Annotated in this window: 12 protein-coding genes; 6 read left to right on the top strand and 6 right to left on the bottom strand. The window is 38.4% G+C overall.

The window, feature by feature from the left end; genetic code table 11:
• Window positions 1-64: 64 nt before the first annotated feature.
• The 4 genes from PROVRUST_RS13640 to yieE all read right to left on the bottom strand — a co-directional run bounded on the left by PROVRUST_RS13640 (window position 65) and on the right by yieE (window position 5,608).
• The gene (locus PROVRUST_RS13640; RefSeq protein ID WP_039855321.1) at window positions 65-619 is read right to left on the bottom strand and encodes a hypothetical protein; all 555 of its coding nucleotides are present in this window, start codon (window positions 617-619) and stop codon (window positions 65-67) included.
• A gap of 163 nt (window positions 620-782) precedes the next feature.
• Complete coding sequence (locus PROVRUST_RS13645) at window positions 783-2,762, bottom strand: ligand-gated channel protein (protein ID WP_006815445.1); 1,980 nt, start codon at window positions 2,760-2,762, stop codon at window positions 783-785.
• 351 nt (window positions 2,763-3,113) lie between these two features.
• A complete protein-coding gene (locus PROVRUST_RS13650) occupies window positions 3,114-4,601 on the bottom strand; it encodes an amino acid permease (protein WP_006815446.1) in 1,488 nt (495 codons plus the stop codon).
• Between the two features lie 143 nt (window positions 4,602-4,744).
• Window positions 4,745-5,608, bottom strand: coding sequence for a DNA-binding transcriptional regulator YeiE (gene yieE / locus PROVRUST_RS13655; protein WP_006815447.1), 864 nt, complete (start codon window positions 5,606-5,608; stop codon window positions 4,745-4,747).
• Window positions 5,609-5,797: 189 nt separating this feature from the next.
• Between yieE and PROVRUST_RS13660 the strand changes: the two genes are divergently transcribed.
• Window positions 5,798-6,877 (top strand): YeiH family protein, encoded by a 1,080-nt coding sequence (locus PROVRUST_RS13660; protein ID WP_006815448.1) that lies wholly within the window; start codon window positions 5,798-5,800, stop codon window positions 6,875-6,877.
• A 104-nt stretch (window positions 6,878-6,981) separates the two neighbouring features.
• Window positions 6,982-7,827 carry a deoxyribonuclease IV gene (gene nfo / locus PROVRUST_RS13665; RefSeq protein ID WP_006815449.1) on the top strand — a complete coding sequence of 282 codons (846 nt, stop codon included), beginning with the start codon at window positions 6,982-6,984 and terminating at the stop codon, window positions 7,825-7,827.
• A gap of 54 nt (window positions 7,828-7,881) precedes the next feature.
• On the opposite strand, the gene fruK is transcribed toward nfo, so the two are convergent.
• The gene (gene fruK, locus PROVRUST_RS13670; RefSeq protein WP_006815450.1) at window positions 7,882-8,817 is read right to left on the bottom strand and encodes a 1-phosphofructokinase; all 936 of its coding nucleotides are present in this window, start codon (window positions 8,815-8,817) and stop codon (window positions 7,882-7,884) included.
• Between the two features lie 170 nt (window positions 8,818-8,987).
• On the opposite strand from fruK, the gene PROVRUST_RS13675 reads away from it, so the two are divergent.
• The 3 genes from PROVRUST_RS13675 to yeiP all read left to right on the top strand — a co-directional run bounded on the left by PROVRUST_RS13675 (window position 8,988) and on the right by yeiP (window position 11,530).
• Window positions 8,988-9,428: a nucleotide triphosphate diphosphatase NUDT15 gene (locus PROVRUST_RS13675; RefSeq protein ID WP_006815451.1), complete on the top strand. Its 441-nt coding sequence runs from the start codon at window positions 8,988-8,990 to the stop codon at window positions 9,426-9,428.
• Window positions 9,429-9,582: 154 nt separating this feature from the next.
• The gene (gene mtr / locus PROVRUST_RS13680; RefSeq protein ID WP_006815452.1) at window positions 9,583-10,827 is read left to right on the top strand and encodes a tryptophan permease; all 1,245 of its coding nucleotides are present in this window, start codon (window positions 9,583-9,585) and stop codon (window positions 10,825-10,827) included.
• Between the two features lie 130 nt (window positions 10,828-10,957).
• Complete coding sequence (gene yeiP / locus PROVRUST_RS13685; RefSeq protein ID WP_006815453.1) at window positions 10,958-11,530, top strand: elongation factor P-like protein YeiP; 573 nt, start codon at window positions 10,958-10,960, stop codon at window positions 11,528-11,530.
• A gap of 124 nt (window positions 11,531-11,654) precedes the next feature.
• Here yeiP and PROVRUST_RS13690 read toward each other — a convergent pair whose 3' ends face one another.
• Window positions 11,655-11,999 carry a fimbrial protein gene (locus PROVRUST_RS13690; protein WP_006815454.1) on the bottom strand — a complete coding sequence of 115 codons (345 nt, stop codon included), beginning with the start codon at window positions 11,997-11,999 and terminating at the stop codon, window positions 11,655-11,657.
• Window positions 12,000-12,992: 993 nt separating this feature from the next.
• Here PROVRUST_RS13690 and mepS point away from each other — a divergent pair.
• Window positions 12,993-13,580: a bifunctional murein DD-endopeptidase/murein LD-carboxypeptidase gene (mepS, locus tag PROVRUST_RS13695; RefSeq protein ID WP_006815456.1), complete on the top strand. Its 588-nt coding sequence runs from the start codon at window positions 12,993-12,995 to the stop codon at window positions 13,578-13,580.
• The last annotated feature ends 62 nt before the right edge of the window (window positions 13,581-13,642 follow it).

The raw sequence follows: 13,642 nt of genomic DNA on the forward strand, positions 1-13,642 counted from the left end.
CTAATAAAGTTACTATTTCCTATAAATTCATATCAAAAACCCTTTAATTTAATACAAATAAGTTTCAAACAGGGCGATCTAATTTATTGGCGGATTTTTCAAGTAACATATCCAAACTCGAATGTAGAAGCTTACTTTTCACCGATTTGCTTTCTGGTAATAATTTCGAGCCAACTTTGTTATCCATGGTATAAATAGTGACCTTACCTTCCTCATGTTTATAAATCAAAAGACCATCAACGCCGAAATCATATTGGTCTTTAAAATCACGAAGGACCGTTTGCATTTTATTTCTCGAAATATCGTCACCATTAACTGCTTTGCGTAATTCATCGACAGATAACCCTACAGGGATTGAGTAAAGATATAAAACCTCCACCTCTGACTCTCCATCATCAATACCATTGCATATAAAGCAACCGTCTTGTACCGATGATAGTCGCTCTAACTTACGCAATTCGATAAGTAGTTTTTGTCCATCCTGATACGGTGACTCTGAGATGTCCAAAAAGACTAATCGATAAGGCCCAGGATCTCCTGCCATTGTTGAAGGGATGCTGCCGATAAAAATGAGTAATCCAATACACCAAACTCGTAGGTAGCTTCTAAATTTAGACATTTCCTTTCCTATCAGAGAAATCAGAGACAAGTAGATTGCGGCTTTTTGATCTTTCTTTCTATGAGTAGATATCTGAATAATCGTTTGATGTCTAAATCATAGTACAAAAAAACCCTTTGGCTATTCACCAAAGGGCTCAATTAACAAAAATCGCTAATTAGTATTAGAAGTTATAGTTGATGCCTACGTTATAACGGCGACCTTCTAATTCTGCACCGTAAGTTTCATTATCTATTCGGCGATCTAAAAGGTTATATACTCCACCAACAATATTTGCATTTTTGCTTAGCTTATAGCTCGCACCTAAGTCAAATAATGCATAGGATGGTGTTCCTTTTGCCATTTGCTGACCACGACCTTGATAATCCGACGTTTCACTACGGAAATTCATACGAGTCCAGGTTTGTAAATCTTCTGTCGTATCCCAAGTCAACGTTGAGTTAACCATATGCTTTGGCTGTTTGCTTAAAGGCTTACCTTTATTCACACCACTTTTCTGTTCTGTGTGTGTATATGTATAGTTTGTCGCAAACTCTAGGTTATCAAGGATCCCCCAATTGAAGGTCACTTCAACACCTTGCATTCTCGCTTTATCAACGTTGGCTTTATCGCTGACGAAACGATATGGTTTATTAGGAATATTCCCCTCACCATCCGCTAAAGTACAATCTCTAATGGTATCAATGCTGTTATCACAACGTCTGATTTCTGTAATTTTATCTTTGAAATCAGTATTGTATATAGTAACGCCAGCAGTTAAATTATCTTGATTATTCCAGATAACGCCAATCTCTTCGGTGACACTTTTTTCTGGTTTCAGATCTGGGTTACCGTAAATGATTGCATTTCCTTTGGCGCCCCCCGTAGCTTGTCCCCAGTTTGCAGATGATTCACGCAGGCTTGGTGCTTTATAACCTGTAGATACCCCACCTTTAATCGTCCATTGTTCATCAGCATGCCAAACGCCATACATACGAGGAGTCCAATGAGTACCATAGTTTTCATCATTATCCATGCGTAAGCCGCCAGTTAATGCAAAATCATTGGTAATTAACCATTCATCTTCTGCAAATAATGCCCAGCTATATCTATCTAACTCACTATTTCCAGGGATTTTATTACTCTGGTCTTTGAGTTTTTCTTTACGATACTGTCCACCGAGACTTAAACTGTGGTCACCCAGTAAAAAAACACTTTGATTACGGAAGATTAAATCTTCTGACGTCATTTTGCGGCCCGGGTTTTTTGCTTCATCATATTGAAGATATGTATCAGTGGACGCAATATCATAAATACCAGTATGTGTTAGGGCTGCGTGAGTCATATCATACTTGTTAAATTCGCTACCATCACCACGTTCAGCCGTGTAACCCTCTCTATAATCACGATGCTGGTTATCTTTTTTGAAATCTAAATCAAATGCATTCTGCTCATTTGGCGTGAATGATAGAGTTCCTCCACCACTCGTCATTATCTGGCGACCAAAGCCATCAATAATTTTATCTTCACTACGATGTGAATATTGACCTTGTAGCTTCATACCCAGTAATCCATCCACTAATGGTCCCGAGGTATAAAAGCTCCCTTGCCCTGTATTACCTGAATTCTTACGCTCCGTGATTGTGGTATCCGCACGTAGGCTGGTCGTCCATTCTTGTTGAACACGACGGGTAATAATGTTGATAACCCCACCCATGGCATCAGAACCATACAGAGACGACATAGGGCCACGAACGACTTCAATACGCTCAATAGCAGGTAGTGGCGGTAACCATCCTTGTTCAATACCTGAGCCATCACTGTTAGGACGAATACTACGGGTATCAACACGTTTACCATCGATAAGGATCATAGTGTATTTAGCATCCATGCCTCGGATACTAATATCTGAGCTGCTACCACCGCCAGTCACTAAAACACCTGGAACATCTTTCAACGCATCAGTAACATCACGGTAAGCTTTATTTTCTAGTTGCTCACGGGTCACTACAGAAATTGATGCGGGAGCATCTTCAATTTTTTGCTGATATCCAGCTGCTGTTGTAACATAAATTTTATCTTTGCTGTCATCAGCAAATGCAGGTGCCACGCTAATAGCCGCAATAATACTGACCGCTATTTTTCTTTTAGTAAAAACAACCATTCCCGATTCTCCATGAGATTTTTTCTTTTAACTATGAATTTTCTATGCTCAGCATCAGGTTCAACGAACCATAGAGGTCTGTAGTTTTTATTATGTAAATCATTAAACTTATTGTGGATTTATAGCTTGAGAGCTATTCCAAAACCCAATAAGTAACTGACTCTCATTTGCAGGCGCTAACAATAAAGTAAATAAGAATACTTATCAATAGCATTATTGATCAATTCATTTCTTTTGATAACGTATTTATGGGATGCGCATCTAATTTCTTATGTTTTAGGCAGGATATTCGGGGTATAAAAAAAGCGCCTATATAAGGCGCTTTATACATTTCAGTTTAGCGAGAATTCTTTACTTCTCTAGATTTTCTCGATAAGAAGGGAAACTCATATCTTTATAGCGAACAACTGATGTTTTTCTTACAATTTTATAGCCAAACCAAATCGCTAAAAATAGTGGAATACCAATATAGGTGGCAGTTACGCCTACCCAATCAATCTTATCTTCTAAGAATGCTTGATAGTTTTGGCCTAATGTAATAATTAAACACAAAACAAAAGCAAAGATAGGTCCAACAGGGAAGAAGCCTGAACGGTAAGGTAAATCATTTAAATCTTTACCTTGAGCAATATAGCCTCTTCTGAATCGATAATGACTAATCGCAATCCCTAACCAAGCAATGAAACCCGTCATACCTGATGTGTTTAAAAGCCACAAGTAGACTGTTTGATTACCAAACATTGAGCTTAAGAAACATAACCCTGCGACAACTGTTGTTGCGAGTAAAGCATAGCGAGGCACGCCACCTTTAGATAAGCGAGCAAATATTTTCGGCGCTTTACCTTCACGAGCTAAGGTATATAACATACGCGTAGAGGCGTACATTCCCGAGTTCCCCGCAGACAGTACTGCCGTCAAAATAACCGCATTCATCACCGCCGCTGCTGATAATAAGCCCGCATTTTGGAATACTAAAGTAAATGGACTAACACTGATATCTTTAACATCATTACGTAACAAGCTTGGATCCGTATAAGGAATAATCAAGCTAATAATCAGAATCGCTAAGATGTAAAATAACAGAATACGCCAGAATACTTTACGCACTGCTTTAGGGATATTTTTGGCAGGATCTTGTGATTCACCCGCAGCAATACCAATTAACTCAGTACCTTGGAAAGAGAATCCGACAATCATGGCGACACCGATCATCGCAGAGAAGCCACCAGCAAATGGTGCATCACCAATTTCCCAATTATGCCAACCTGCATTTTCAGCACCATTCATGATGCCAAAAATCATCATGACACCCACAATAATAAACACAATAACTGTGGTTACTTTGATTAAAGAGAACCAATATTCTGCTTCACCAAAACCTTTCACAGAAATGTAATTCAATAAGAAAATGATGGCGAGGAAAATGGCACTCCAGATCCAGCCTGGGGTATCAGGAAACCAATAGGTCATAACTAACTGTGCAGCAACAAGGTCAACCGCGATAGTGACTGCCCAGTTGTACCAGTAGTTCCAGCCTAATGCGAAACCAAAACCTTCATCAACATACTTAGCACCATATGTTGCGAATGAACCTGAAACCGGCATATAGGCAGCTAATTCACCTAAACTGGTCATCAGGAAATAAACCATTAAACCAATAATGGCATAAGAAAGAAGTGCTCCACCTGGTCCTGCTTGAGCCACTGTTGCACCGGATGCAACAAATAATCCAGTCCCGATGGAGCCGCCAATTGCAATCATGGCAAGGTGACGGGCTTTTAGTTCACGACGTAATCTCGGCGCGCCACCCATGGATGTATTGGTATGTTGTTCAGCCATCTGTTCCCTGTTTTTATTTTCAGTCAATAACGCGAGGGATTCTAACAAACTCAAACGGCAGAAATAAGCAACTCTTTGCTGTTATAAGATACCTTCATAATTCAGCTATAATTATTAGCAAAACACGTTATGGCCTATTATGTTCAGTTGCAATAATCTAATAAATTAGTGATTGCATTAGAAAGATGCTTCTGACGGTGATAAATCAGATATAACGTTCGCTCTAGTTGTAACTCATCTACGGCTAATTCTACTAGTGAGCCATTATCTAACTGCTCCGCAATAACCCTTCTAGATAAACAGCTAATTCCCATACCAAAACGTACAGCATGTTTAATCGCTTCAGAGTTCCCTAGTTCCATTAAAATATGAAACCCGGGAAGGTGGGCAAATAATAACTGATCAAGAACATCTCGAGTTCCGGAACCTCTTTCACGCAAAATCCAAGGTGCATTTTTCAATTCTGTCAGAGAGGGATTCTTACTGGCTAATGGGTTATTAGGTGCTGCAAATATCACTAATTCATCTTTCAGCCACGGTTTCGAGATCAACTCTGGACTATGACAAACGCCTTCAATTAGTCCTACATCGGCGCGAAATTCCATAACACCTTTGATCACCTCTTCGGTATTACCAATAAATAATTCCAATGGAATTTCAGGGTGATCATAACGATAGCCCGCTAAAATTTCAGGTAAGATGTAGTTACCAATCGTCGTACTCGCAGCAAGGCGAACTGCGCCCATTTCTTTCTTGAATAGTTGTTCAACTTCTAACGCCTGCTCCAATAAAGACAATGCTTTAGGGTAAAGGAGTCGTCCATGTTCATTAGTGACGAGTCGTTTACCCACACGGTCAAATAATTGGACACCTAATTGCCCTTCTAAATCAGTCAATGATGCACTGACAGCAGATTGAGATAGCGCGAGTAATTGCGATGCCTGAGTTGTGGAGCCACTCTTTAATACTTCCGTAAAAACCTCAAGTTGCCTCAGTGTTATGCGCATACAGAAAGCTCCAGCATGATGATGTATTTGTAATAATATTGTTAATATTAATCATTTATTAGCAATATACCAATAGAATCTTTTAATCAGTTTTATAGATAGATAATATAAAAACAATCAATTTATATTATTATTGATTTTGTTATATGCTTATTCCAACTTAATCTAAGTCATCATAAGAGTGTCGTCATGGATAAAACTGGAACCAAAGCAATGATGCAAAATAATTCACTCCCTATTCTAAAACTCATTCCGGGTATCATTTTAGCTGGGATTTTAACCGCTATTGCGATTTACCTTGGAGAGCAGTCATGGTTTATGGATGTTGGGCTGGGAGCGTTAACCCTCGCCATTTTACTCGGTATCTGCGTTGGAAACACCGTCTATCCGGCTATTAGCTCGACATCTGATGCAGGCATTAAATTTGCCAAACACTATTTCCTACGCGCTGGTATCATTTTGTATGGGTTTCGTTTAACTTTTCAACAAATTACCGATGTTGGCGCGACAGGATTAATTATTGATGCCCTAACCTTAACGACAACCTTTTTATTAGCGTACTGGTTGGGTAAAAAAGTGTTCAAGCTAGATGACGAAACAACCATGTTAATTGGTGCAGGAAGTAGTATTTGTGGGGCTGCAGCAGTAATGGCAACTGAGCCTGTGGTTAAAGCATCAGCAAGTAAAGTCGCTGTTGCTGTCTCCACTGTCGTTATTTTCGGGACTATCAGTATTTTTGTTTACCCATGGTTATACCAGCTAAATGCACATTTTGGTTGGATCCCAATGACTCAAGAAACATTTGGTATTTATATTGGATCAACCGTGCATGAAGTTGCTCAAGTGGTTGCTGCGGGACATACTATTGGTCCAGATGCAGAAAATGCATCTGTTATCGCAAAAATGTTACGCGTAATGATGTTAGCGCCATTTTTAATCATCTTATCTGCGTTCATTAGCCGTAAAACTGCTGCAAATACTCAAGATGGTGCTCAAAAAAGTAAAATCACGATCCCTTGGTTTGCGGTGATTTTCATTTTAGTGGCGGCGTTTAATTCATTTAATTTATTACCTGTGGAAATTGTTAAACAAGTCATTGTTTTAGACACCATATTGTTAGCAATGGCAATGGTCGCGTTAGGTCTAACAACCCACGTTAGTGCGATCAGGCAAGCAGGTATTAAACCACTGTTGATGGCACTGATTTTGTTTGTCTGGCTGATTTTAGGTGGTTTTTTTATCAATATGGTCATCCAGTCAATTTTTTAAATTTATTTTGTTACACCTCCGGTAGCCGCTTTTTATAAGCGGCTTTTTTTTGGTTTCATTTCTTTAGTTATTAATGGCATACTCCCCCAGAAAAGGAGTCGATCATGAAATATATTGGAGCACATGTCAGCGCCTCTGGCGGCGTCGACCAAGCGGTTATTCGCGCCCATGAAATCAACGCAACAGCATTCGCGTTATTTACTAAAAACCAACGTCAATGGAAAGCAGCCCCGCTTACAGAAGAGATAATTAAGAAATTCAAGCATAACTGCGCTAAATATGGTTATGGTAAACATCAAATTTTACCCCATGACAGTTACTTAATTAATTTGGGCCATCCTGAATTCGAGGCATTGGAAAAATCTCGAGTGGCTTTTATTGATGAGATGCAACGTTGCGAACAACTGGGTATTGATCTTCTCAATTTCCATCCTGGTAGCCATTTAAAGCAGATTGAAATTGATGATTGTTTAGCGCGTATAGCCGAATCCATTAATATTGCCCTCGCCGAAACAGAGGGTGTCATTGCCGTCATTGAGAATACAGCAGGTCAAGGAACTAACTTAGGATTTGATTTTGTCCATTTAGCCAAAATCATTGAGAGAGTCAAAGATCAAAGTCGTGTAGGTGTTTGTATTGATACTTGCCATGCATTTGCTGCTGGCTATGACTTACGTACAGAAGAAGAGTGTGAAAAAACTTTTCAACAATTTTCAAGTATTGTTGGCTTTGAGTTCCTAAAAGGCATGCACTTGAATGATGCTAAAAGTGAATTTGCCAGTCGTGTTGACCGCCACCATAGCCTCGGTGAAGGGAATATTGGCTATGCACCATTTCGTTATATTATGAAAGACGCCCGTTTTGATGGTATTCCATTGATTTTAGAAACCATTAATCCTGATATTTGGCCACAAGAAATTGCATGGCTAAAAGCTCAACAATACGATTAATACAAAAATGGCTACGATTAAGTAGCCATTTTTTATCTCTGAATTCATGTGTTATTAGAGCAATTTCATCTCAATTTTCGACATCATATCCGCGAGCTTATTACGGTTTTTTAAACCAACATCAGGCTGCGAAACTGATAATGCGGAAATAGCAGTCGCCATACGTAATGTATGCTCACTGGATTCCCCATTCAACAGCCCATAAGCTAATCCAGCAACCATTGAGTCCCCTGCCCCTACCGTGCTGACGACTTCACAATGAGGTGGCTTAGCCAGCCATGAGCCCGATGCATTAACCCATAATGCCCCTTCTTCGCCCAATGAAATCACAACGTGGGAAATCCCTTTATCGCGTAATTCATGAGCTGCTGCTATGACATCATTTAATTCAGGAAGCTTTCTACCCACCCATGTCTCTAATTCTTGGCGATTAGGTTTTACCAACCATGGGGATGCTTTCAACCCCGCTTTGAGGGCTTCTCGGCTACTATCAAAAATGATGCACGGGCATAATTGGCGCAAACGTGTCATCCAACGGGTGAACTCTTCAGGATCAATGCCGTTCGGCAAACTACCACTGACCACCACCATATCAAAATGACCGAGCCAATTGAGGGATTCTGTCGCAAAACGGTTCCAATCTTCTTTGCTGACGTCAAAACCGGAGAAATTAAAGTCTGTCGATTTACCATTATTTTCAGTAAGTTTCACATTAATACGGGTTCGACCGGCCACCATTGTAAAACGGTTTGCCATACCATTTTCACTGAAAAAATGTTGGAATTCTTCTTGGTTATCCTTACCCATGAAACCGCTAACGGTGATATCAATGCCAAGGTCACGTAAAACTTTACCTACGTTGACCCCTTTGCCTCCAGCATTCAGGCTAGCAGTCTTGACTAGATTGACCTCACCGGCTTCGATTGAGGGGCATAGCCCAACTAAATCATAAGCAGGATTTAATGTAATTGTAGCAACCCGGCGAGTCATAACTACTAATCTCCCTTAATCATTATATTGTCGTATCACAAATTTTTCTGCGCATAGTTATAACACTAATGCGGGTTGTTTTCAGTGATATTTGTATTTTTTCCTGATTGTAATTTACAAGTAACATGGCAAGATCTCTATGTTTAAAAAGACATTAAGAAGGAAATTCCATGTCCAATCATCAAAATGTTGTGGTAGGTGTTGGCGTTATTATTACCAATTCACAAGGTCAAATTTTGCTGGGTAAACGCAGCAGTAAACATGCTCCCTATTGGTCTATTTTCGGTGGGCATGTAGATCCAGGCGAATCATTTGAAGCTTGTGCAATACGTGAAATTAAAGAAGAAGTTGGCATAGACATTCATTCCCCCACCGTTTTTGGTATCAGTAATAATTTACAGACGTATCAACAGGAAGGAAAACATACCGTTTCGATTTGTATGCATGCTGAATACAATGGAAATATTGCGCCACAAATCATGGAAGAAGACAAATGTGAAGATTTACTCTGGGTTTATCCCCATGATGCTCTTCCTGAACCCCATTTTGAAGCCAGTCGCAACGCGATTGAGCTTTGGCTAGCGCAACGTTTCTACTTTCAAAAAACCTAAATAGCTGTCAACTTTGTACAAATTTTCATGGGTTTGTACATATATTATCCATATCAAACTATTTTCAGATTTTATTATCTTTTATATATTTACATTACCAAATGCCTATTGTATCGTTCAGCTAGTACAGTGAAACAATCATTCAGGAGTCATCATGGAAGTTGATGTTAAAAAATCGCCAAAGCGCCCATCTATATTAGGTGGTTCAATGATCATAGCGGGCACCGCTGTCGGTGCTGGAATGTTCTCTATTCCAATGGTGACTTCAGGCGTATGGTTCTCAGGCTCCGTCGTCTTACTGATTTATACTTTTATCTGTATGTTGCTTTCCGGATTAATGATCCTAGAAGCCAATATGAATTACCCAGCCGGTGCCAGTTTTCATACCATGGTTAAGGATTTATTAGGCTCAGGATGGAACACCATCAATACGTTATCTATTACCTTCGTGTTATATATTCTAACCTATGCTTATATTTCGGCAGGCAGTTCAATTATTACTGGCAATATTTCGCAATATGTACAGGTGCCTCAAGCCGTCTCAGGGTTGATATTTGCATTAATTATTGCATTCTTTGTTTGGTTATCAACTAAAGCAGTAGACAGATTAAGCACCATTTTAATTGGTGGAATGGTCATCACCTTTATCATGTCCATTGGCGGGATGGTAACTACAGCCTCTCCCCTTGTACTATTTAATCAATTTGAAAGTCCTGACAATCAGTATTTGCCCTATGCATTGGCTGCCCTTCCTTATCTATTGACGTCCTTTGGCTATCATGGAAATGTACCGGGATTGGTAAAATACTATAACAAAGATAGTCGTAGCGTTGTATTAAGCTTGGTTTATGGCTCTATTATTACAGTGACCATCTATATCCTGTGGCAGTATGCTATCCAAGGTAATATCCCTCGCTCTGCCTTTATTGAAATCAGAGAGAATGGCAATAATATTGATGCTTTGCTAAAACAAATGAATATTTCGGCTCAAAGCAGTTTTATCTCTCAATTTTTGAACCTGTTTTCATATATGGCGTTGGCAAGTTCTTTCTTGGGGGTATCTCTTGGGCTATTTGATTTTATTGCTGACTTTTTTAAATTAAATGACAGTCATCAAGGACGCTTTAAATCGGTTATCCTCACGTTTTTACCGCCAACTATACTTGGCGTAGTATTCCCGAACGGTTTTATCTACGCTATTGGTTTTGCAGGATTAGCAGCAACGATTTGGGCAGTAATAATCCCAGCGATGATGGCAAGAGAAAGCCGTAAACGCTTCCCAAATAATAGCTACAAAGCACCGGGTGGTCGTTTCATTATTTGGTTTGTGATCCTGTTTGGTTTAATTAATGCCATTGCTCATATATTGTCACTATTTGGTCTCTTACCTATTTATTGATAGCCCCTAGCTTATAAATCAATCCCTAGTGTAAAAACTAGGGATTTTTTTGACTTCAGCATCTTGCCTATTCCCTGATCTACGAGTAATTTTGTCGAACTCTTTTTGACAATAGCAAAGAAGGTTATTTATGGCCAAGGCCAACGAGATCAAACGTGGTTTAGCAATTAACTACAACGGAAAATTACTGCTGGTTAAAGATATTGATATCCAAGCACCAAGTGCTCGTGGAGCAAGTACTCTATATAAAATGCGCTTTACTGATATCAGGACAGGTCAAAAGGTTGAAGAGCGTTTCAAAGGAGATGACATTTTAGAGACAATCTCGTTGACTCGTCGTACTGTCAGCTTTTCTTACATTGATGGTGATGAATATGTGTTTATGGACAATGAAGACTATACGCCTTACATATTTAAAAAATCTGATATTGAAGAAGAGTTATTGTTTATTCCTGAAGAAGGTTTACCAGGAATGCAGGTACTAACAATGGATGGCCAAGTACTCGCTTTAGAGTTACCGCAAACTGTAGATATGGTTATTGTTGAAACAACACCCGGTATCAAGGGCGCTTCCGCTAGTGCTAGAACCAAACCCGCAACAATGGCAACCGGGCTAACCGTACAAGTGCCAGAATATCTAACTACGGGTGAAAAAATTCGCATTCATATTCCCGAACGTCGCTATATGGGACGCTGTGACTAATATTTAGCAATCCACCTATGGGCTTGCTGCCCATAGGCATGGCATTCAATCATAATCATTAAATATCCCTAATCTTATTTCCTTTTATTCACTAATATATGATTTTTTACTATGCTAAATATAGTTAGTCATATATTACAGTATAGATACCTGTTTTATTTTCTTTATTAATCCATTTGAAATATTGTACACCCTGTTGATTTGGTAATTGTGTTTTTTTCTCTGAAATTTTCTTAATATCCATCGAACTAGTTTTTACTTTACCCTCTTCATTCCAGCACTTAGTATCAATGCTTTGTTCAATTTTCGTGATGATACAAGGAGCGGCTACAATAGCTCCAGTGAAAGTAATTGTTCCCGATGCAAGCTGTTTTACACCGCTATCTTTAGAAGCATATGACGTAAAACTAGAAATTAAGGCTATAAAAGAAAACGCCGTTACAACTATTTTTTTTACTGAGCAGTCCACAAGAATTTCTCCGCTAAAGATTAGAATATCGTCAGTTATTGAAATTTACTTACATCTAAATGATGTATTTATTAGATAAATTTCAGCTGCGAGCTTAATTTTTAGAGGTGAACATATATTTCACTTATGGACGTTATTTTTTATTTTTCATTTAATTTTAAAAAAATATTTTAAATGAAAGTTCTATAAAATTAATGCTATGGCAATTAGTCTTTTTTTTATTAAATATGGGCAAATTCATAGAAGATTACACTTTTAGATTTAGCATTTTTTACTTGTAAAGTACCCAATAACATTGTGGTACTTTCAATATTAATGACTGACTAAATGCAACATTCAACAAAATAGCATGTCTATCTTGCTGAGTAAGCATCCAGATTACCGTAATTGATTGCATGAAAAATGAACGGTCCATTGCGTTAATCAGAACTATAAAGACTAAAAAATGACGTTAATGAATGGATTAAGACTGACAATTTATTTAAATTTAAACTTCTTTACAATTAAACCTAATAATTAAAATATTTTGAGTAAATACATAAAGAATTCTTAGTGAAAACGTGATTATGATCATGTTTTTAGGGAAAGGCAGCACCATAGGCAATACAAAAACATCGTATTATTCATAAATTGAAGGCAAGTTAATGACGCATATCCCGTTTTATATAATGTTTTGTAAATTATGCCCCTATAAACTCGCCATTTCAGCTTTGTTTATGTATATTCTTACTGTTTGGTTTAAGAAATAAATATTCCAATGCCAAATAAGAGTAATACGTTAATTTTTAGAAGCCTTTGATTATTCATCCTTAATCAACCTGTGTTAGAGCACATTTAAGCTGCTAATTTAGAGCAAGTTTTGTTCGGTGCATAAACCCTTTCTGCGAAAAATACACTGTTGTTGTTCTAATGCGTTTTTCACAGGGAGCAGTTTACGTGTGGTATGTAGCTTTCATATCACAATAAATAAAATGGCAAGGGATATACTAAATAATGTTAATTTCTGAAAAATTTAAGCGCTATGTATGGCGCCTTGTTCCGGCAGTGGCAATTGCCGTAACGCTTTCAGCATGTACTGCACCGAAAACGACAAAAAACAGTCAAACTACAGCAAGATCATCTGATGCTCGCATGTTAAATGCAACATCGAATGATTCCCTCGCAATGGCATCGCAAGATGAATTCGAAGATTTAGTCAGAAGTGTTGATACCAAATCAAAGATTATGGATCAATATGCTAGCTGGAAAGGTGTAAGTTACCGCCTCGGTGGAACCACAAAAAGTGGTATCGATTGTTCTAGCTTTGTACAACGCACATTCTTCGAGCAGTTTGGTGTTCAATTACCGCGTACTACCTCTGAACAAGAATCTTCAGGTAAAAGTGTAAAACGCAATAGTTTAAAAGCCGGTGACTTAGTTCTATTTAAAACAGGTCGCAGGATGAAACATGTAGGGATCTATATTGGTGATAACAAGTTTGTTCACGCCTCTACAAGTAATGGAGTTATTGTTTCAGAAATGAGTAATGATTATTGGAGTAAGCGTTATTACGCTAGCCGTCGAGTCATTAATGGTTCATAATTTTTATTAACATTATTATCTTTGCCAATAAAAAAAGCTTCCAGGCTCTAAACCGGAAGCTT

Origin of the sequence: Providencia rustigianii DSM 4541 (genome assembly GCF_000156395.1) — a bacterium.
Taxonomy (GTDB): Bacteria; Pseudomonadota; Gammaproteobacteria; order Enterobacterales; family Enterobacteriaceae; genus Providencia; species Providencia rustigianii.